This window comes from Flavobacterium praedii (assembly GCF_026810365.1).
In the GTDB taxonomy this organism is placed as follows: domain Bacteria; phylum Bacteroidota; class Bacteroidia; order Flavobacteriales; family Flavobacteriaceae; genus Flavobacterium; species Flavobacterium praedii.
On record NZ_CP113948.1, the window covers coordinates 3,782,224 to 3,802,804 of the forward strand.

The 20,581-nt window shown below is 32.5% G+C and carries 17 protein-coding genes; 13 read left to right on the top strand and 4 right to left on the bottom strand.

The genetic code is table 11. The features are described from left to right. Positions 1 to 106: 106 nt before the first annotated feature. Complete coding sequence (queA, locus tag OYT91_RS16015) at positions 107 to 1,156, top strand: tRNA preQ1(34) S-adenosylmethionine ribosyltransferase-isomerase QueA (RefSeq protein ID WP_281238745.1); 1,050 nt, start codon at positions 107 to 109, stop codon at positions 1,154 to 1,156. A 434-nt stretch (positions 1,157 to 1,590) separates the two neighbouring features. Further along, entirely contained in the window at positions 1,591 to 2,868 is a 1,278-nt protein-coding gene (gene kynU, locus OYT91_RS16020) for a kynureninase (protein WP_281238746.1), read from the top strand. A gap of 228 nt (positions 2,869 to 3,096) precedes the next feature. Here the strand turns inward: kynU and OYT91_RS16025 are convergent, their stop codons facing one another. Continuing rightward, complete coding sequence (locus OYT91_RS16025) at positions 3,097 to 3,744, bottom strand: flavin reductase family protein (protein WP_281238747.1); 648 nt, start codon at positions 3,742 to 3,744, stop codon at positions 3,097 to 3,099. 272 nt (positions 3,745 to 4,016) lie between these two features. Between OYT91_RS16025 and OYT91_RS16030 the strand changes: the two genes are divergently transcribed. Beyond that, positions 4,017 to 6,407, top strand: a complete 2,391-nt coding sequence (locus OYT91_RS16030; RefSeq protein WP_281238748.1) for a penicillin acylase family protein — start codon at positions 4,017 to 4,019, stop codon at positions 6,405 to 6,407. A 1-nt stretch (position 6,408) separates the two neighbouring features. On the opposite strand, the gene OYT91_RS16035 is transcribed toward OYT91_RS16030, so the two are convergent. Beyond that, positions 6,409 to 6,855, bottom strand: coding sequence for a YybH family protein (locus OYT91_RS16035; protein ID WP_281238749.1), 447 nt, complete (start codon positions 6,853 to 6,855; stop codon positions 6,409 to 6,411). Next, positions 6,855 to 8,363: a helicase HerA-like domain-containing protein gene (locus OYT91_RS16040; protein ID WP_281238750.1), complete on the bottom strand. Its 1,509-nt coding sequence runs from the start codon at positions 8,361 to 8,363 to the stop codon at positions 6,855 to 6,857. The genes OYT91_RS16035 and OYT91_RS16040 overlap by 1 nt, the downstream gene beginning before the upstream one ends. A gap of 364 nt (positions 8,364 to 8,727) precedes the next feature. On the opposite strand from OYT91_RS16040, the gene OYT91_RS16045 reads away from it, so the two are divergent. From OYT91_RS16045 to OYT91_RS16080, 8 genes are all read left to right on the top strand, one after another. After that, a complete protein-coding gene (locus OYT91_RS16045; protein WP_269223916.1) occupies positions 8,728 to 9,552 on the top strand; it encodes a MotA/TolQ/ExbB proton channel family protein in 825 nt (274 codons plus the stop codon). Positions 9,553 to 9,594: 42 nt separating this feature from the next. Then, on the top strand, positions 9,595 to 10,218 hold the full coding sequence (locus OYT91_RS16050) for an ExbD/TolR family protein (protein WP_281238751.1): 624 nt from the start codon (positions 9,595 to 9,597) through the stop codon (positions 10,216 to 10,218). A 19-nt stretch (positions 10,219 to 10,237) separates the two neighbouring features. After that, on the top strand, positions 10,238 to 10,810 hold the full coding sequence (locus OYT91_RS16055) for an ExbD/TolR family protein (protein WP_269223914.1): 573 nt from the start codon (positions 10,238 to 10,240) through the stop codon (positions 10,808 to 10,810). 34 nt (positions 10,811 to 10,844) lie between these two features. Continuing rightward, positions 10,845 to 11,642, top strand: a complete 798-nt coding sequence (locus tag OYT91_RS16060; protein WP_269223913.1) for an energy transducer TonB — start codon at positions 10,845 to 10,847, stop codon at positions 11,640 to 11,642. 232 nt (positions 11,643 to 11,874) lie between these two features. Continuing rightward, positions 11,875 to 12,789 carry a PstS family phosphate ABC transporter substrate-binding protein gene (locus OYT91_RS16065; RefSeq protein WP_281238752.1) on the top strand — a complete coding sequence of 305 codons (915 nt, stop codon included), beginning with the start codon at positions 11,875 to 11,877 and terminating at the stop codon, positions 12,787 to 12,789. A gap of 28 nt (positions 12,790 to 12,817) precedes the next feature. Further along, positions 12,818 to 14,491 (top strand): tetratricopeptide repeat protein, encoded by a 1,674-nt coding sequence (locus tag OYT91_RS16070; RefSeq protein WP_281238753.1) that lies wholly within the window; start codon positions 12,818 to 12,820, stop codon positions 14,489 to 14,491. 107 nt (positions 14,492 to 14,598) lie between these two features. Then, entirely contained in the window at positions 14,599 to 15,231 is a 633-nt protein-coding gene (locus OYT91_RS16075) for a 7-carboxy-7-deazaguanine synthase QueE (protein ID WP_281238754.1), read from the top strand. A 276-nt stretch (positions 15,232 to 15,507) separates the two neighbouring features. Beyond that, on the top strand, positions 15,508 to 15,906 hold the full coding sequence (locus tag OYT91_RS16080) for an energy transducer TonB (protein ID WP_269223911.1): 399 nt from the start codon (positions 15,508 to 15,510) through the stop codon (positions 15,904 to 15,906). A 168-nt stretch (positions 15,907 to 16,074) separates the two neighbouring features. On the opposite strand, the gene OYT91_RS16085 is transcribed toward OYT91_RS16080, so the two are convergent. Next, complete coding sequence (locus OYT91_RS16085; protein WP_269223910.1) at positions 16,075 to 16,779, bottom strand: class I SAM-dependent methyltransferase; 705 nt, start codon at positions 16,777 to 16,779, stop codon at positions 16,075 to 16,077. A 74-nt stretch (positions 16,780 to 16,853) separates the two neighbouring features. Between OYT91_RS16085 and OYT91_RS16090 the strand changes: the two genes are divergently transcribed. Beyond that, complete coding sequence (locus OYT91_RS16090; RefSeq protein WP_269224552.1) at positions 16,854 to 17,348, top strand: YkgJ family cysteine cluster protein; 495 nt, start codon at positions 16,854 to 16,856, stop codon at positions 17,346 to 17,348. Between the two features lie 105 nt (positions 17,349 to 17,453). Continuing rightward, entirely contained in the window at positions 17,454 to 18,689 is a 1,236-nt protein-coding gene (locus tag OYT91_RS16095; protein WP_281238755.1) for an ABC transporter permease, read from the top strand. The last annotated feature ends 1,892 nt before the right edge of the window (positions 18,690 to 20,581 follow it).

Consider the following 20,581-nt stretch of genomic DNA (forward strand, 5'->3'; position numbering starts at 1 on the left):
ACTTGACAACGCCTATCTCACAGTCGTATATTTGCATTCGAAAGATTTTTAAGTTCAGTTTAAATAACTTGAAACTTGAAACTTTAAACTTTTAAACAAACAGCAAATGAAATTATCTCACTTTCAATTTAATTTACCAAAAGAACTTCTTGCAGAATATCCAGCCGAAAATAGAGATGAGTCTCGTTTGATGGTGATTGACCGTAAGAAACAAACGATAGAACATAAAATGTTTAAAGACGTTATCGATTATTTTGATGATGGTGATGTTTTAATATTGAATAATACTAAAGTTTTTCCAGCTCGTTTGTATGGAAACAAAGAAAAAACTGGAGCAAGAATCGAAGTGTTTTTACTTCGTGAACTTAATGCAGAACAAAGACTTTGGGATGTTTTAGTAGATCCAGCTCGTAAAATTAGAATCGGAAATAAATTATACTTCGGAGACGATGATTCATTAGTAGCCGAGGTAATTGACAATACAACTTCTCGAGGTAGAACATTGCGTTTTCTTTATGATGGTTCTTATGAAGAATTCAGAAATAAATTGACAGAACTAGGAGAAACTCCTATCCCTAAATACATTAGTCGTGATGTAACTCCAGAAGATGCAGAGCGCTACCAAACAATTTATGCCAAAGAAGAAGGTGCTGTTGCGGCTCCAACTGCTGGTTTACACTTCTCTAAACATTTGTTGAAGAGATTGGAAATCAAAGGAATTAAATTTGCCGAAGTAACACTTCACGTTGGTTTAGGAACTTTTAATCCAGTTGAAGTGGAGGATTTATCGAAACACAAAATGGATTCTGAAGAGTTGAAAATCACTCAAGAAGCCTGTGATATTGTAAATACTGCTAAGGCCAATAAAAAAAGAATTTGTACCGTAGGAACTACTTCTATGCGTGCCGTAGAAAGTTCAGTTTCATCACAAAACACCCTGAATCCTTATGATGGTTGGACAAACAAATTTGTTTTTCCTCCTCACGATTTTAGCATTCCAACGTGTATGATTACCAATTTTCACACACCAAAATCGACTTTATTAATGATGGTTTCTGCTTTCTGTGGACACGATTTAATGAAAAGAGCTTACGAGGAAGCAATCAAAGAAGAATACAAATTCTACTCTTATGGAGATGCCATGTTGATTATCTAATCACATTCAAAATTATAAATACAAGTCTCGTCAGCAATGGCGAGATTTTTTTTTGCCCTAAATTGAGCGAAGCGAACGCACAGTACAGAAATCTAAATTCTAAAATCTGTAATCTTTTTTATCTGGGCGTATTGCGGGCTATCCATTACAAGTTTTTACCCAAAACCAAAGTAATACTAGCACTGCGGGAGCTTCCGCTGGTCGCTTCCTCGTTGCTGTATTACTAAATGGTTTCAGATCAAAACTTTCCATTACTATCCCTAACGCAATTTCTTTTCATAAGAATCTTGTTGCTTTAAATGTAAAAAATAGGCTCATGGAGATTTAATTATTATTGAATTGTCAATTTTATTTCCTCTATTACCTATTTTCTCTATTCTATTTTCTGTTCGCTATTATCTTTTTTCTATTTTTACAACATAAAATTATGAAAAATGAATTTCAAAAACACCTTAGAATTTGCGCAACAACTCGATGCGCAAGATCATTTGCATAAATACCAAGACGAATTTATTTTTCCAAAAGTCAATGACAAAAAGGTAATTTATTTCACAGGTAACTCTTTGGGATTGCAACCCAAAAGAACCAAAAAATATGTTGATGAGGTAATGAACGATTGGGCAAACCTCGCTGTTGAAGGCCATTTTTATGCCGAAAAACCTTGGTGGGATTATCAAGAACGTTTTGCTAATCCGTTAAGTAAATTGGTGGGTGCTTTACCAAATGAAGTTACCGTAATGAATACTTTAACGGTAAATCTGCATCTGTTGATGGTTTCGTTTTATAGACCAACAGCAAAACGCTATAAAATTATTTGCGAGGAAAAAGCCTTTCCTTCTGATCAATATATGTTTCAAAGCCAAGTGCATTTTCATGGTTACAAACCCGAAGATGTGATCGTGGAAATAAAACGCCGTGAGGGAGAACATAACATCCGCCTGGAAGATGTTTTATCAAAAATTGAAGAAGTAGGAGAGGAGCTGGCTTTGGTTTTAATTGGTGGAGTGAATTACTACACAGGTCAGGTCTTTGATATGAAAACCATCACCGAAGCGGGACACAAACAAGGAGCTTATGTAGGTTGGGATTTGGCTCACGCCGCTGGAAATATTAAACTAGAACTACACGATTGGAATGTTGATTTTGCAGCTTGGTGCAGTTATAAATACATGAACTCAGGTCCAGGAAATGCTTCTGGTTGTTTTGTGCATGAGAAACATCATACCAATAAAGAGTTGCCTCGATTTGCCGGTTGGTGGGGACACAACAAAGAACGTCGTTTTAAAATGGAGCCTGTTTTTGACCCTGTTCACGGTGCTGGAGGTTGGCAAATCAGTAATTTGCCAATTTTATCATTAGCACCATATTTAGCTTCTGTCGAAATGTTTGACGAAATAGGAATGGACCAATTAATATTAAAAAGAGATTCAATTACCTCTTATTTAGAATTTATTCTGAACGAAATTAGCAATGAAGTGCAAGGTTCCTTTGAAATTATAACCCCAACAAATCCATCAGAAAGAGCATGTCAATTGTCTGTTTTTCTTCATGGAGAAGGACGCAGTTTATTTGATTATTTAATGAAGAACGGAGTAATTACAGACTGGCGTGAACCAAATGTAATCCGTCTAGCACCAGTTCCATTATATACTTCGTATGAAGATATGTTTCATTTTGGACAGATTTTAAAAACAGGAATTTTAGGAAAATAATAAAAAACGGGAATAGTTTTTACAACTATTCCCGTTTTTTATTGTAATTTTTTTTCAGAGCTAGTTTTTATTTCTATTCAACTTTTAAAATCGAAGAATGCTGTTGTTTTAACTTTCAAAACAGACTTAATTTTTTATTAAATAGAGTTAAGAACGCCAATGGTTATCGTAACAATCAACTTTACAAACTGTTACTAAAAATTAAGACTCAAATTTTCCCTGTCACTTTTATTCCTTCTCTTTGGGAAAAGATTTTGTAGGAACTCCTTGTCTGGCATATTGAAAACGATCAATTAGTTTAGGTAAGAAATAACCGTCAACACCATTTAAGGCAACAATATTTCCTTTATCAAGCTGCAACCAACCATCTTTATGCTCCAGAGCTTCATCAAAGAAAACATGTTCAATTGAGGCAATAATATGGATAGTATCATTTTCTTTGATGAAGTATTCGTTTACATATTTACAATAGAGTTGTACCGGACTCCCTTTCACAAAAGGAATATTGAAACCATCTTTATATTCTTCTTCTAGATTCGTTTTGTCAAATTCAGAGATACCAGAATCATAATTGGCAGAGGTATGATGTGCATCGGCAATCATATCAACTGTTATGTGGTTAATTGTAAAAAAACCAGTTTCCATAATGTTTTTATAAGTATCTCTAGGAACACTGGTTGGTCGTACAATAAAACCTACAAGAGATGGGCTGCTACCAAGATGGGTAACACTACTAAAAATAGCTACATTGGTATTTCCTTCAATAGATTTTGTGGCAATTAAATTGGCGGATTTAAAACCAGTACATGAATTAATTAAATTTAATTTTTCAATCTTATCCATTTGTGAAATGGTTTCTTTTGAAATATTTTTCATGGTTTTTTTTGTTTTAACAAATATAAGAAACTGACAGTTAATCCTTCTAATTTAATTGTAAAAATCTCAATATTTATAATTAATTTTAACTTTTAAGAGTATTATTCTTTGTATTATAATAAATAATTAACAATAATGCTTAAATTCATTAAAATTGTGTTTTATTTGTATTTGATAAAAATTGTCTCATTTTTAAATGTACTTCCTAAAAAAGGAATATAAAATGTGTTGATTTTTGCATAAGTTTGATAAAGCCTATAAAATTATAACCAATGAGAAACCTAAAAAGAGCCTTACTATTTTTTATTTTTTTAATAATTGCCTTAGTTGGCGGTTTCTTTATTTACAGAAGTTATCAAAAGCCTAATTATGAAGGAGCGATTTCTTTAAAAAACATTAAAAATCAAACTACGGTTTATTTTGATGAATTTGGAGTACCTCATATATATGCCAAAAACACAAAAGAGGCCATGATCGCTTTGGGTTATGTACATGCTCAAGACAGGTTATGGCAAATGGAATTGCTCAGACGTATTGTGCCAGGAAGATTGTCTGAAATATTTGGATCGGTTGCCTTGAAGAATGATAAATTTTTTGTGGGTTTAGGAATTGAAGAAGCTTCTCAAAATGCCATTCTTAAATTAGATAAAAAAAGCCCAGCTTATCAATTGACAATGGCATATCTAGACGGAATTAATCAATATGTTCAGGAAGGTGTTACGCCAGTAGAATTTCAGTTATTAGGGATTGAAAAGCAAAAATTTACAATTCAAGATGTGTATAATATTTTTGGATACATGTCTTTTAGTTTTGCAATGGCTCAAAAAACAGATCCTTTATTGACCGATATTCGGAACAAATACGGAATGGATTATCTAAAAGATTTTGGTTTAGATGGTAAATTCAATACAACACGAATTAAAATTGCAAAACAACGTCCTCAAGAATATGAGGCTATTTCTAAGTCTATTGCGTCATTATTAGATCAGTCTCCAGTTGCCCCTTTTGTCGGAAGCAATAGTTGGGTTCTTTCTCCGCAAAAGACAAAGAATAAAAAAGTAATTTTTGCGAATGATCCGCATATAGGGTTTTCGCAACCTGGAACATGGTATGAAGCGCATATTGAAACTCCAGATTTTGAATTGTATGGCTGTTATTTAGCAGGAGCTCCTTTTCCTTTGTTAGGACATAATCGAGAATATGCTTATGGTTTAACCATGTTTGAAAATGATGATGTCGATTTCTATCAAGAAATAAACAATCCTAAAAACAGTAATCAATACCGAACTAAAAACGGATTTAAGGATTATGAAATCAGGAAGAAAATAATAAAAGTGAAAGATTCCTCAGACGTGGTTTTGAATATAAAAGTAAGTCAGCATGGCCCTGTTATGAATGATTTGTTAGTAGGTTTAAAAAGTGATAAACCTGTTGCTATGTCTTGGATTTACACACAACAACCCATTCATAGTATTGAAGCCATTTATGCTCTTTCTCATTCAAAGTCAATTACAGATTTTCAAAAAGGAGTTGCTCTCATTGCTGCTCCAGGACTGAATGTGATGTATGGCGACGCTAAAGGGAACGTGGGTTGGTGGGCAACTGGTAAATTGTATAAACACAGTAATGCTGTGAATACCAATTTTATTCTAGATGGTTCTAATGGAAAAGACGATACTCTAGAGTATTTTGATTTTTCTAAAAATCCATCAGCTGTCAATCCAAGCTGGAATTATGTTTATTCAGCAAACAATCAGCCAGAATCCATTGATGGTTTTGCTTATCCAGGGTATTATTTGCCTGAGGATAGGGCTAAACGAATCACACAATTATTGGATGCAAAATCATACTGGGATCGAAATGCTGTAGGCGAAATGATTAATGATAATACTTCTATTATTGCTCCAGAAGTGGTGAAAAATTTATTTTCGGCTTTAAATTTAAAATCATTTTCTAAAACTGAAACTGAAATATTACATATTTTAAAAACGTGGAGGGGTTCAAATAACTTAAAAGATGTTGGGCCTACTATTTATAACAAATGGATTTTTTTATATCTAAAAAATACTTTTCAAGACGAATTGGGGGATGAAGCATTCAAACAGTTTTTAGGAACTCACATTATGAAACAAATTGTAGCTAGACAAATAGCTAACGAAAATTCACCTTGGTGGGATAATGTTACAACTAAAAACACAAAAGAGAATAGAAGTCAAATTATAACCAAATCGTTTAAAGAAGCAATAGTTGCTTTAGAAAAACAATTAGGAGAAAATCCATATGATTGGACTTGGGGAAAAGTGCATTCAGTAGAATATCAGCATCCAATTGGAAAAGTTGCATTATTTAGACCCTTTTTTAATGTTGGTCCATTTGAAATTTCTGGATCCAATGAAGTGATAAACAATCAGTTTTTTGATTTTGTAGATGATGGATTTTACAAAGTAAAAGGAGGGCCTTCAAGTCGAAGAGTAATAGATTTTTCGGATATTGAAAACAGTTGGGGAATTTTACCAACGGGCCAATCAGGAAATCCATTTAGTTCGCATTATAGAGATCAAGTGGAGTTGTACAATTCTGGAAAATTCAGAAAAATGAAATTGAATAAAAATGAAATTATCCAATCTTCTACAAAATTGGTTTTTTATCCTTTAAAAAATTAAATTAATCCCAAATGTATTTCCAAGAACCGTCTTTTTGTTTTTTCCAAACTGTGTGAAAAACTCCTTTTGTGGTCTTTTCTTTTCCAGAAGCGTCTTTAGTGGTCCATTTGTATTTGCCATAGCTAGAAGCCATGTCACCGGCATCAGAAACAATTACGGCATCAGGAGACCAAGTTATAGTTGGATTTTGAAGTTTTAGGTTTAAGTAATAATTTTTAATATTGGTTTTGCCAATGATTAAAGTGTCTTGTTCTCTTTTGATGACTGCATTAGAATCGGCGAATTGATAAAAACCTTCAGCAGGACCTTTTTCAGCTACTAATTTTTCAAAATCTTTTTCTGTCTTAACAATTTCTAATTTGACATATGTTAAGTTTTTAGATTCTGACTTTGGTGAGCAACTAGCAAAGGTGGAAAGAATAATAAAAAGGGTGATGAAGTTTTTCATTATTTTTTAAATATTTTAGATAATATTCCAAATGCACCTCTAATAAAAGTAGCACTTGTAACTACTTTCAAAACTGATTTTGTGACTACACTTGCAGTACTCGGTTCATTGCTTTCCTGTTTTTTTTCTTGCTCTGCTGCAACTTGTTCTTGAGCAGATTCTATTTTTTTGGAAAGCATTTCATAAGCACTCTCACGATCAATGATTTCATTGTATTTTTTAACTAAATTCGATTTTGCATTGATTTCTTGAATTTCAATATCTGTTAAAACATCCATTCTACTCATTGGAGCACGCATCATAGTGGCTACAAGTGGAGTTGGAATTCCTTTTTCACTCAAGGCAGTTACAAAAGCTTCTCCAATTCCCAAGCTCGTTAATACTTCGTCTGTTTTGTAAAATTCGGATATAGGATAATTCTCTGCTGATTGTTTGATTGCTTGCCTGTCGTTTGCTGTAAATGCCCTTAATGCATGTTGTATCTTTAAACCTAATTGAGCCAAAACACCACTAGGAATGTCCATAGGATTTTGGGTGATGAAATAGATTCCAATTCCCTTGGAACGAATTAATTTTACGATGGTTTCAATTTGTTCCAATAATGCTTTGCTGGCTTCATTGAAGATTAAGTGGGCTTCATCTATAAAAATAACCAATTCGGGTTGTTCTACGTCTCCTTTTTCAGGCATTTGTTGGTAAATTTCAGCTAATAAGCTTAGCATAAAAGTGGAGAATAATTTGGGTTTATCTTGGATATCGGTTAACCGAATAATATTTATATACCCTTTTCCGTTTTCGTCAATGCGCAATAAATCATCAATTTCAAACGACATTTCTCCAAAAAACAAATCGGCTCCTTGTTGTTCAAGTTCGATTATTTTTCTTAAAATGGTTCCAGTTGTCGAAGTTGATATTTTACCATAACTTTTTTCAATATCTTCTTTTCCTTCGTTTGTAATAAAATTAATAACCTTTTTGATGTCTTTTAAATCCAATAATGGCATTTTTGTATCGTCACAATATTTAAATATGACTGAAACAACTCCGGATTGTGTGTCGTTTAAATCCAGAATTCTAGAAAATAGAACAGGACCAAATTCCGATATAGTAGAGCGAAGTCTTACTCCTTCTTGTTTAGAAAGAGACATTAATTCTACAGGAAAACTTGACACAGAGTAGGGTATATTTAATTTTTCATGGCGCTCTTTTATAAAATCTTTTTCAACCCCTTCTTTTGCAATACCGCTAAAATCCCCTTTTATATCCATCATCAAAACGGGTATTCCAAATGATGAAAGTTGCTCCGAAAGTACTTGAATTGTTTTTGTTTTTCCAGTTCCAGTTGCACCAGCAATTAACCCATGTCGATTTAAAGTTTTTATAGGAATTTTTACAAAAGTATTTGGTAAGACTTCGTTGTTAAGTATTGCGCCTCCAAGTGTTATGCTGTCTCCTTTTGAAAAATAACCGTTATTTATATGCTGAATAAATTCTTCTTGTTTGCTCATAACTAGTGGATATTAAAATTTTATGCAAGATATTAAATTTTTGCGAAAGGATGATATTAAGGATTTTCTGTAATTAAATATCACAAAATTGTGTTTATTATTTATTTTAAAGCGTTTTGAATTATATCCTTTTTTTTTGAATAAAAATATTCAAAATACTTAAAATCGTGTTTTTTTTTAATTTTTTGAATCACTTTTTTAAAAAAAATATTTAATTATTCTTAAAAAACGTAGTGCTTATGTTTTGAATATAAAATAATTTGCAAGATTACTTCAAAAAAAGTTTTTTTATTTCAACTAAAAATTTAAATTTGCTCCTATACAAGTTTATTAAAACTAAAATAAATATTTAAAATTTAAAAAAATGGCAAACGTTAAAGTTAAAAAAGAAAGCACTTCAAATGGTGGAGGAATGGTTTCAGGGATTATTATTGCAGCATGTATTTTTGTGGGTTGGTTAATCTGGTCTCAAGTAATGGGAGATCCATCAAATTTTGAAGGTGGTGATATTGAAAAAGGACACCCATTAAACACATTAGGTCAAGTTTATAAAGGAGGATTTATAGTACCAGTATTATTAGGTATGTTATTAATGGTTATTGTGTTTTCTATCGAGAGATATTTTGTTATCGCAAAAGCTGCTGGAAAAGGAAATTTAGATAAATTCATGAAAACAGTTCAAGCAAGTATCAAAACTGGTGATATTGATGGAGCTATTGTTACATGTGATAAACAACAAGGTTCTGTAGCAAATGCAATTAAATCTGCATTAGTTAAATACCAAGAGGTTAAAAAAGAAGGATTCAACAGTGAAGAAGCTGCTGAAACTATTCATAAGGAAATTGAAGAGATTACTTCTCTTGAAATGCCAATGTTAGAAAAAAATATGACTATTATTTCTTCTTTAGTTTCTTTAGGAACACTTGGAGGATTATTAGGAACAGTATCAGGGATGATTAAAGCGTTTGGTGCTTTGGCTTCTGCTGGAACTCCAGATCAAGCTGCACTTGCAGTAGGTATTTCTGAAGCTTTAATTAACACGGCTACTGGTATCTCTACATCTATTACAGCTATTGTTGCTTACAACTTCTTTACTTCAAAAATTGATGATTTAACGTACTCTATTGATGAGGCTGGTACAACAATCGTTAATACTTACAGACACTTCAGAGGTAGTTTAAAACAATAATTAATTTTTGATAATATTTTATCAAAATAATAGACATAAATAATGGCTAAAATAAAAATGAAAAAAAAGTCCACATCTACCGATATGACGGCGATGTGTGATGTTGCGTTTCTTTTGCTTACGTTCTTTATTTTGACTGCCACTGCTAAAACACCTGAAGTATTACCAGTTGATACTCCACAGTCTACTGTGCAAACAAAATTGCCAGCTACTGATTTGTCTACTTTGACAATTGGTAAAGTAGATGGAAAAACTGCTGTATTCTTTGATTTGAAAGGAAGAGAAGTTCGTAAAAAAGCTCTAGAATTAATGGGGCAAAAATACAATATAGCTTTTTCAGCAGCAGATGCAGAGAAATTTGCACTAATGGAAAGTTTTGGAGTGCCAATTCAAAATCTAAAAGCAGTTTTAGATATGAAAGCATCTGAAAGAAGTAAGGCAGGTCAACCAGGTGTTCCTAAAGACTCTTTGGATAATCAGTTGAAAGATTGGATTTTATATTCTCGTAAAGCTAATATAGAGATTAATGACAAAGAATTGCAATTTGCAATAAAAGGAGATGCTAAGGAGCAATATCCTGCAATCAAACAAGTGATGGATATTTTGCAAGATCAAAAAATCAATAGCTTTAACTTGGTTACGGGTTTAAGAGGAAAGAATTTTTAATTAAAAAAGACACACTAAAATGGCTGAATTAAATACCGGCGACGGTGGAGGCGGAAAAGGTGGTAAAGTAAGAAGTAAAAAACAAAACTCAAAGGTAGATTTAACTGCCATGGTGGATTTGGCGTTCTTACTAATCACATTCTTTATGCTTACCACTACGTTGTCTAAACCTCAATCCATGGATTTGACGTTGCCAGATAAAGAAAAAGATAATAATGCTCCTGAGAGTAATATTAAAGTTGATGAAAATCGTACAATGACTTTACTTCTTGGTGAAAATGGAAAATTGGTGCGTTATGTAGGTATGTTGGAAAAACCGCTTGCGGCTCCAAAAGATTTTACATATGGTAAAGATGGAATTCGAAAAGAATTGCTAGCTAGAATGGAATTGGTTAAACAGTACTCTACAGCTAAAGGAAAACCTAAAGACGGAATGATTGTTATTATTAAACCAAGTAAAAAATCAACGTATCGTAATTTGGTTGATGTTTTGGATGAGATGGCAATTGTTGGAGTAAATGCAACAGGATCCTATGCTATTGTACCTGAATTTTCACCAGAAGAACAAAAATTGTTAGAAGCAAAAAAATAATATTTTTTTGCTTATAACCTAATAATTAAAAAAAATGAAATTAGATTTAATAAAAAATCAATGGATTGAGATCGTTTTCGAAGGACGTAATAAGCTTTATGGTGCTTACGAACTTAGAAAATCGAATCGTAAGACTTCTATGCGAGCGCTTGTCATTGGTAGTGTTCTTTTTAGCCTAGCTGTTAGTGCTCCGCTTATAGCGAGTTACTTGCCAAAAGGTGGAGAAGAAGTTGATACTGATATCAAGATTACTGCTGTAAAATTGCCGCCTAAGAAGAAAGTTGAAGATGTAAAAGATCTTGCTCCACCACCACCACCACCACCAAAACAAGATCAGGTTAAATTTGTAAAACCTGTGGTTGCAAAGGCTGAAGATGTTACTGAAGATCCTCCAAAGATGGATGATATCAAGGACAAAAAAACGGGTGCTGAAACTATTAAAGGAGATCCAGATGCTCCTCTTACAGTTGAAGAAGTTGGAAATGGTCCAGTTGTTGAAGTTATCGAGGAGGACACTAGTGTGCACTCTTTAGCTGGAATTGAACAAAAACCTGAATATCCAGGTGGAATTGAAAAGTTTTATCAATTTGTTGGTAAGAATTATCAAGCTCCTGAAGAAGAAGGTCTAAAAGGTAAAGTGTATGTTACTTTTGTTGTAGAAAAAGATGGATCATTAACAGATATCAAAGTAGTAAGAGATATAGGTTACGGAACTGGAAAAGAAGCAATTAGAGTTTTAAGCAAATGCCCTAAATGGCTTCCTGGAGAGCAAAATGGTAAAAAAGTTAGAGTATTATATTCTCTTCCAATTACTATACAATCTGCAGAATAATGTTAAATAGTTTATTTAATAATTTAAAGAAGAAATCGCTTATTGAGCGATTTCTTCTTATTATAACTGTTTTGGTTTTTTTAGCCTATTTTTTTTTAGGCTTAATGGTTATTTTTTGGAATAAGTTTCCTTTTAACATGCAAATGGAATATAGAATTGCTCTTGGTGTTGTTCTAATTGTATATTCTATTATCCGTTTTTTTCGTGTATATAATAGTAATAAAGAATAGTTATGTTCAGATTGAAAAATATTTATGTTTTATTTTTGATCGTTTTCATTTTTTTTAGTTGTAAAAAAAATGAAAATGACTCAATAGCTAATGAAACTATTTTAAAAGGGAAAGCGACTATTCTCGTTGATGAAACAATTACACCCATCGTAGAAGATGAAGTAATGATTTTTGAAAGTAAGTACGATGCCAAATTCACATTAATTTCTTCGTCTGAATCGGAGGTTTTAAATTCTTTATTTAACAAAAAAGCTAAAATTGTTGCAATTGCTAGAAATTTAACTAAAAAAGAGTTAAAAGTGTTCGAACAGAGCAAAATAGTTCCTAAAATAACTAAATTTGCTATTGATGGTATTGCATTTGTTTCTAATAAATCAAATAATGATACTTTGATAGCTTTAAAAGAGGTTATAGGTTTTATGAAAGGTGATAGAAATTCAAAAATAAAGGGATTAGTTTTTGATAATCCGAATTCAAGTACTGTAAGTTACATGAATGTATTAGCTGGATTAAGTGGATTACCTGAAAAGGATGTTTTTACTTTTAAAACTAATAATGAAGTTTTAAAATTTGTTTCCGAAAATGATGGTATGATTGGAGTTGTTGGAGTAAATTGGTTATCGCAACCTATGCCTTCCATGGATTCTATAATTGAAAATATAAATATCTTAAGTGTTAAAGGTCTAGATAAGAAAGGTTATTTTGCTCCTTCTCAGAATAATTTTGCAGAGGGAACTTATCCATTGGTAAGAGACTTATATATAGTTAATTGTCAGGGAGGCTCTGGATTGGGTATGGGTTTTTCTTCTTTTGTGGCAGGAGATATAGGACAACGTATAGTTCTAAAATCGGGTTTGTTACCATATAAAATACCCGCTAGGAATCTGAATATAATAAGAGGTGACTCTAAAAAATAATAGAAATAAAATAATTAATGTAATGAAGATGAACAAAGTTAAAGTTTTAAGTATTGCTTTATTAGCTGTTGTGGCTACTATTCAAGCGCAGGATATAAACCAAGCAAAAAAAGCAATTGATGCAGAACAATTTGAAAGTGCTAAAACTATTTTAAAATCTATTATTAATGCAAAGCCAACTAATGGTACTGCAGCGTTTTATTTAGGTAATGTTTACATGTTGCAAAATAATATTGATTCTGCTAAAATATATTATCAGAAAGGTCTTTTGGGTACAGAAGGAGCAAGATTAAATAATATTGGTTTTGGTTTAATAGATTTAGACAATGGTAATCCAGCTGCTGCGGAACAAAAATTTGCAATTGCTACTAAAGATTTAAAAAAGAAAGACATTGAAGAATATATTTTCATAGGTCGTGCTTATACCTTTTCTACAAAACCCGATTACAAGAAAGCTATTGATGTGTTAAATAAAGCTAAATTAATTAATCCTCAAGATGCACAATTAAACTTAGCTTTAGGGAACGCTTATTTTGGTGATAAAAATCAAAATGATGCTTACTCTTCTTATAGAAACGCTTATTCTTTTGACAATACATTAATTAGAGCAAAAATGCAATTAGGTGTTCTGTTAAAAGGAGCAAAAGCTTATACTGAAGCAATAAAAGCTTTCGATGAAGTAATTGCCATTAATCCAAATTATGGGCCTGTTTATCGTGAATTAGCTGAAACATATTATTTATGGGGAAGAAATGAACCTTCTAAATATAGAGTTTATGTTGATAAAGCTTTGGTTAATTATGAAAAATATTTATCGTTAACAGATTACTCTCTTAATTCTAGAATGCGTCATGCAGATTTTTTAGTTTTAGCTGGTGAATACAAAGCTTTAGAGATTGAGGCAAATAAAATGATTGAATTGGATAAAGTTAATCCAAGAATTTTACGTTATTTAGGGTTTTCAGCTTTTCAGAACGGTAATTATGATGTTGCAATAAAATCACTAGATAGTTTTATCTCAACTCCTGGTAATAAAGTAATTGCTTTAGATTATCAAACTTTAGGATTTGCAAAGATTAAAAAATCAGTAAGCGAAGATGGTAAAACTGTTGACCAATCCTTATTTGATAATGGTATTTTAGATATTAAGAAATCAGCTGAAATGGATGCTAATAGTTTAGCAATAAATATTAGTGAAGTTGGAAAAAAACTCTATGAGCAAAAATTATTTAAACAAGCAGCTCAAATTTATGAGATAGCCGTGGCTAATAAAGAATCAAAAAATTATGTATTGGATAACTTTTATTTAGGGAATAGTTTGTATTTTGATAATACAAGAAAAGATATTGTAAAGCCAGATGTTGAATCGTTAAAAAAGGCAGATGCGGCTTATGCGGCTGTTATTGAAGCTTCTCCAAAAACGCAAGATGCATATATTTATAGAGCAAGAACTAATAGTTTATTGGAAAATGATGAGTTAACAATAAAATATTATAGTGATTATGTTAATATTGTTACAGAAAAGGGACAGGAGGAGTTGGCTAAACCTGCAGTAATAAAAAAAATAATTGAAAGTTATAATACTTCTGCTGCAAGTTATGCTAATACAGACAAGAATAAAGCAATTGAGCTTTTTAATAAAACGTTGGCAATTGATCCAGCTAATCAATATGCATTAGATTCTTTAAAAGCTTTAAAATAAATAAACTATAATTTTACTAAAAATGGCAATTAGAAATAATTGCCATTTTTTTTTGGATTTCTATGGGTTGTTTTTAATTGCTTATCTTTGCAGACTAAATTTATATAATGTTATCTAGAGAAGTTCAATTAGAAGTAAATAAAGGAACCATGCTTCCTCTTATGGAAGAGTTTTATACCATACAAGGAGAAGGATTCCATACAGGTACTGCAGCTTATTTTATTAGAGTTGGTGGTTGCGATGTTGGTTGTCATTGGTGTGATGTTAAAGAAAGTTGGAATGCAGAATTGCATCCGCCCACAAAAATCGATTTGATTGTAAGTAATGCAACTAAATTTGCAGATACTATTGTAATTACTGGAGGAGAACCTCTAATGTGGGACATGAATCCTTTAACTCAAAAATTAAAAGAGGCTAAACTAAAAGTGCATATTGAAACATCCGGTGCGTATCCTCTTAGTGGGATTTGGGATTGGATTTGTCTTTCTCCAAAAAAAAACAAGTTACCTACTCAAACGGTTTATGATAATGCTAATGAACTTAAAGTTATAATTTATAATAAACATGATTTTATTTTTGCAGAAGAACAAGCAGAAAAAGTTAAATCAGAAACTATTCTTTTTCTTCAACCTGAATGGAGTAAAAAGGAGGAAATGACTCCACTTATAGTAGATTATGTAATGAATAATCCCAAATGGCGTGTCTCGTTGCAAACACATAAATACTTGAATATTCCTTAAACATGCCAAGTTTTACATTTCGATCAAATCGGAAGGCTTTCTTTAGTGTTTTTATGATTCATTTTTTTTTGTTAAAATAATTCAATCGTTTTCGTTGTGCTTGTTTTTAAATGTCACAAAATCAGAAGCTTATGTTTTACACATGAGAAACATGTAATTTTGCGTATTAATATTTATGAATATCGTTTTTTTATTCGAATATTTTTGTATTTTTACTAAAACCTACTATGTAATGTTTCTTTTTTTAGAGCGTACATACTTTAAATAATTTACGATATGAAAAAATTTTTACTTTCAGTAATTACTTTAGTTTTTGTGAATATTGCCTCTGCACAACCTACTAGTACTTATGTTGACGATGCTCCTTATAACTATGAAGAGGTAGAAGTTAGACCAGAATTTCCTGGTGGATATAATGAATTATTAAATTTTATTGGAAAAAATTTTAAAATTCCTGAATATGAAGGAAATGGAGGTATTTTAAAAGTTGCATTTGTTATTGAAATTGATGGTTCTATTTCAAATGTTAAAGTAGTAAAAGATCTTGGAGATGGAACTGGTATTGAAGCTAAAAGAGTAATATCTAGTTCTCCTAAATGGTCTTCTGGTGAAAATCGCGGTAAAAGAGTTAGAGTGCTTTATGAATTACCTATTAAAATTGCAGGTCAAGGGTAATTGTTTTAAAGTACAATAAAAACCTCTACAAAAAGATTTTATTTTTTGTAGAGGTTTTTTATTATTCTTATTTAAAGGTAAAGCCTTATTGTTTTATTTATTGGATTTAATCTAATTTAATTATTTAATTGTGTTGTATAAAAAGGATTAGTTGTTTCAATTTCTATACTATGAAAGTCTAGCTAAATAATCATAGTGTTCTCCTTCTATTATTAGTTCACATTGAAGATTATTATCTATAGCCGCATTTTGAAGTGTGTTATAGTCTAAGAAAAGCCAATCTAAAGGTGTTTCTTTTTCTCCTTTATATGTGATATTGAAAATAGTTTCGCCATAGTATTCGTTTTCCGATGGAATCCATTTGCCCCCGTCTTCATCTTCATCAAACATGTAAATAATGTCTGAGCTATCCATTAATATTTGTCCTCCTGGATAAAGTAATGATTTTAATTTCAAAAGGAACTTTGGGATGTTTTGTAATTTGCCACAAATTCCCGGACCATTCATTAAAACTATTATAGTGTCAAATTTTTCATTTTCAAATGACATTACATCTTGAATAATTGCTTTTTTTAGGCCTCGAAGCTTGCAGGCTTGAATTGCATTTACAGAAATGTCAATTGAAGTAACATCAAGATTTCTGTCGTTTTGTAAAGTTAAACTATGGCTTCCAGCTCCACATCCTACATCAAGTACTTTTCCTTTTGTGAGTTGTAGTGCTTTTTGTTCTATCCTTGGCATTTGATCATAACTCCTAAAAAGATAGGCGACACTCATCTCATCTTCTTCTGAAATAGTAGTTTCAGTGATTAAATCCTCAGGATTGTTATTGGTTTGGTAATCGAGTATGGCTTTTCCGAAAAGATCTTTCATAAAATTTAGTTTCAAGTTTAAATTTCCAAGTTTAAAGTTTAGTACTTTTGCTGAATCATCTATATATTTCAGCATTGAAACCAGCTTTAAACGAATTAGGAAAACTAGCCAAAGATAAGCATATCGAAAACAAAAAGTATTTTGATAGGCTAAAAAAGAAAGCGCCAAAGAATTTGGATTATGTTATGCAAGATATTCATGAAGCCGAATTCAAAAAAACCAATTGTTTGAACTGTGCAAATTGTTGTAAAACAACCGGTCCGTTATTCACTTTGGCAGATATTGAAAGAATTTCAAAGTTTTTAAGACAAAAACCACAACAGTTTATTGAGCAATATTTACGAATTGATGAAGATAGAGATTATGTGTTGCAAAGTGTGCCCTGTGCTTTTTTGGATCATGAGAACGCATGTATGATATATGAAGTTCGTCCAAAAGCATGTAGAGAGTTTCCTCATACTGATCGAAAGAAGTTTCAGCAAATTACTGATTTAACACTCAAGAATCTTGCAATATGTCCCGCAGCTTATAATATTGTAGAAGAGATGAAAAAGAAATTGCCGCTCTAAACGATTATTTTGTGTTTCAGTGGTAATTTAGTGTTAACTATTGGATTTGCAAAGTGTAAAATGAAACTTTATGTATATTTGTTCAGTTCCTCAAAATAAAACAATTTGAATTTAGAGTATTTTATAGCCAAAAGGCTTATAACCGCCAAAGATTATAAAAGCAGCATATCGGCGCCAATTATTAACATTGCTATTTCAGCTATTGCTATCGGAATGATTATGATGATTGTTTCTGTGGCTACCGGAATAGGTTTGCAAAATAAAATAAGGGAAAAAATTGCTGCATTCAATGGTCATATCATAATTTCGAATTACGATAATAACCAGTCCGAAACTACAGTATTACCTATTTCAAAACATCAAGATTTTTATCCCAAGTTTATTTCAGTTCCTGGAGTAAATCATATACAGGCTATAGCTAGTAAAGCAGGAATTATAAGAACTGAAACTGCATTTGAAGGGATTATTTTCAAAGGAGTAGGTGATGACTATCAATGGGGGAATTTAAAAGAGTATCTCGTCTCGGGTAGATTACCTATTTTTTCCAAAGGTATTAACCAAGAAGTTGTAATTTCTCAATTTCTTGCTTATCGACTAGATCTAAAAGTGGGTGATTACTTTAATACTTTCTTTATTAAGGAAGACCAAAATCAATTACCTAATATTCGTCGATTCAAAATAGCCGGAATTTTCAATTCAGGGTTTCAGCAATTCGATGCTACTTATATAATAGGTGATATTCGTCACATTCAACGAATAAATAAATGGTCTTCCAATCAAATTGGTGCTTTTGAGGTTTTTGTAAAAGACTTTAATGCGATAAAAGAAACAGGGGAAGAAGTTTATAAAAAAACCTCCTCAACTCTAGATACCAAAACAATTATTGAAAAATACAGTTATATATTCGAGTGGTTACAGCTTTTCGATTTTAATATTATAGTTATTTTGGTGGTAATGATTCTGGTAGCGACTATAAACATGGTTGTGGCTCTATTGGTTCTTATTTTAGAACGTACGCAAATGATAGGGATTCTTAAGGCGTTAGGTGCAGATAATTGGTCAGTAAGAAAAATTTTTCTGTACAATGCCTTTTATCTAATAGTGAGAGGTTTGTTTTGGGGTAATTTAATTGGAATTTCAGTATTGTTAGTGCAGGAACATTTCGGAATAGTAAAACTCAATCCCGAAAGCTATTATGTCAATCAAGCACCTGTATATTTGAATTTTGGGTATATATTAGCTCTAAATCTGCTTACAGTAGTGATTTGTTCTTTAGTTTTGTTGATTCCTTCTTATATAATTACAAAAATTTCACCCGTCAAAGCCATTCGATTTGATTAAAGATTAATCTTAGTTTAGGTAAGGAGCTTAAACCTGCTATCCGCTACAATCTTATGAGCCAAACACCGGCTCATAAGGATTTCCACTATTATCAGGGCTAGGACATTCGTTTTCATGAGGTCGTATTCATAAAAAAAACAACACCTAATATATAGGTAAAGAAGAAACAAAGAAAATCCACGCCTTCGCATTAGCGAATCCGTTAAATCCGCATCCCGCCGCGCCGAATTACATTGAGTTAAGCTTTGTTTTTCTCGCCAAGATGCCAAGGCGCCAAGTTTAGAACAATTTTCTTCGCGCCTTCGTGCCTTTGCGAGACCTATATTTTATAATAAGATACAGCTATTAAAGCCCCACTATATAAAGGAGGGAATAAAAATCCGCGCTCCTCCGCGCCTTCGCATTAGCGAATCCGTTAAATCCGCATCCCACCGCGCCGAATTAGATTTAGTTAAGCTTTGTTTTTCTTGCCAAGACGCAAAGGCGCCAAGTTTAGATCTGTTTTCTTTGCGCCTTCGCGCCTTTGCGAGACCTATATTTTTTAATAGGACACAGTTATAGAGAGGTACAAAGACCACATTATATTAAGGAAGGGAATAAAAATCCGCGATCCTCCGTGCCTTCGCATTAGCCAATCAATAAAATCCGCATCCCACCGCGCCGAATTAGATTTAGTTAAGCTTTGTTTTTCTCGCCAAGACGTAAAGGCGCCAAGTTTAGAACAATTTTCTTTGCGCCTTCGCGCCTTTGCGAGACCTATATTTTATAATAAGATACAGTTATAAAAGCCCCACTATATAAAGGAGGGAATAAAAATCCGCGATCCTCCGCGCCTTCGCATTAGCGAATCCGTCAAATCCGCATCCCACCGCGCCGAATTAGATTAAGTTAAGCTTTGTTTTTCTAGCCAAGACGCCAAGGCGCCAAGTTTAGAACAGTTTTCTTTGCGCCTTCGCGCCTTTGCGAGATCTATATTTTATAATAAGATACAGCTGCAAAAGCCCACTATATAAAGGAGGGAATAAAAATCCGCGCTCCTCCGCGCCTTCGCATTAGCGAATCCGTCAAATCCGCGTCCCACCGCGCCGAATTAGATTAAGTTAAGCTTTGTTTTTCTCGCCAAGATGCCAAGGCGCCAAGTTTAGAACAATTTTCTTTGCGCCTTCGCGCCTTTGCGAGAACTGTATTTTTTAATAGGACACAGCTATAGAGAGATACAAAGACCACATTATATTAAGGAAGGGAATAAAAATCCGCGCTCCTCCGTGCCTTCGCATTAGCTAATCCGTTAAATCCGCGTCCCAAAGAACGATAAATGTCCATTAGTAAAACCCAGTCCATATCTCGAGAGAATACAACTAGGAACAAAGAGTAGTACTAACAAGCCGTAAAAAGGGCAATACATCTGGTATGAATCCCTTCTGAAAAGGCACAAAAAGTAATAAAACCGTAAAAAGGGCCTAAAATTTTCAGTAAGAACGATGGATTTGATAAAAAAGGGGTTGTATAAAGCACAATATACCAATAGATTAAAAAATAAATCAAAAAAACCTCAAAAAAGTCATTGTTTAAAGGGATAAAGGGTCTACTTTTGCACCCGCAACAGCGACTAAGTTCTTTAAAACACTGACAAGTAATAAAAATCACAAAGAAGATTTATTTTCAAAAAAGATTAAAAAAAGCTTGTGGGAATTAAAAGAGTATGTTACTTTTGCACCCCGCTAAACGCGCAACGTTCCTTGAGAGGCTGATAAGAAAAGAGAAGAAATTGAGAAAAATATTTTTCAAAAAAACTTCAAAAAGTTCTTGCCAGTTACAAAAAGAATTGTTAGTTTTGCACCCGCTTTGAGAGACAACGAAAAGCGGATTAAACGATAAGAATACGTTCCTAG

Excerpts from the sequence above, each read along its gene's own strand:
- OYT91_RS16040 (WP_281238750.1), bottom strand. The coding sequence starts at position 8,363 with ATGAGCAAACAAGAAGAATTTATTCAGCATATAAATAACGGTTATTTT.
- OYT91_RS16070 (WP_281238753.1), top strand. The coding sequence starts at position 12,818 with ATGAACAAAGTTAAAGTTTTAAGTATTGCTTTATTAGCTGTTGTGGCT.
- OYT91_RS16085 (WP_269223910.1), bottom strand. The coding sequence starts at position 16,779 with ATGAAAGATCTTTTCGGAAAAGCCATACTCGATTACCAAACCAATAAC.
- kynU (WP_281238746.1), top strand. The coding sequence starts at position 1,591 with ATGAATTTCAAAAACACCTTAGAATTTGCGCAACAACTCGATGCGCAA.
- OYT91_RS16060 (WP_269223913.1), top strand. The coding sequence starts at position 10,845 with ATGAAATTAGATTTAATAAAAAATCAATGGATTGAGATCGTTTTCGAA.
- OYT91_RS16035 (WP_281238749.1), bottom strand. The coding sequence starts at position 6,855 with ATGAAAAACTTCATCACCCTTTTTATTATTCTTTCCACCTTTGCTAGT.
- OYT91_RS16030 (WP_281238748.1), top strand. The coding sequence starts at position 4,017 with ATGAGAAACCTAAAAAGAGCCTTACTATTTTTTATTTTTTTAATAATT.
- OYT91_RS16050 (WP_281238751.1), top strand. The coding sequence starts at position 9,595 with ATGGCTAAAATAAAAATGAAAAAAAAGTCCACATCTACCGATATGACG.
- OYT91_RS16025 (WP_281238747.1), bottom strand. The coding sequence starts at position 3,744 with ATGAAAAATATTTCAAAAGAAACCATTTCACAAATGGATAAGATTGAA.
- OYT91_RS16065 (WP_281238752.1), top strand. The coding sequence starts at position 11,875 with ATGTTCAGATTGAAAAATATTTATGTTTTATTTTTGATCGTTTTCATT.
- OYT91_RS16075 (WP_281238754.1), top strand. The coding sequence starts at position 14,599 with ATGTTATCTAGAGAAGTTCAATTAGAAGTAAATAAAGGAACCATGCTT.
- OYT91_RS16055 (WP_269223914.1), top strand. The coding sequence starts at position 10,238 with ATGGCTGAATTAAATACCGGCGACGGTGGAGGCGGAAAAGGTGGTAAA.
- OYT91_RS16080 (WP_269223911.1), top strand. The coding sequence starts at position 15,508 with ATGAAAAAATTTTTACTTTCAGTAATTACTTTAGTTTTTGTGAATATT.
- queA (WP_281238745.1), top strand. The coding sequence starts at position 107 with ATGAAATTATCTCACTTTCAATTTAATTTACCAAAAGAACTTCTTGCA.
- OYT91_RS16045 (WP_269223916.1), top strand. The coding sequence starts at position 8,728 with ATGGCAAACGTTAAAGTTAAAAAAGAAAGCACTTCAAATGGTGGAGGA.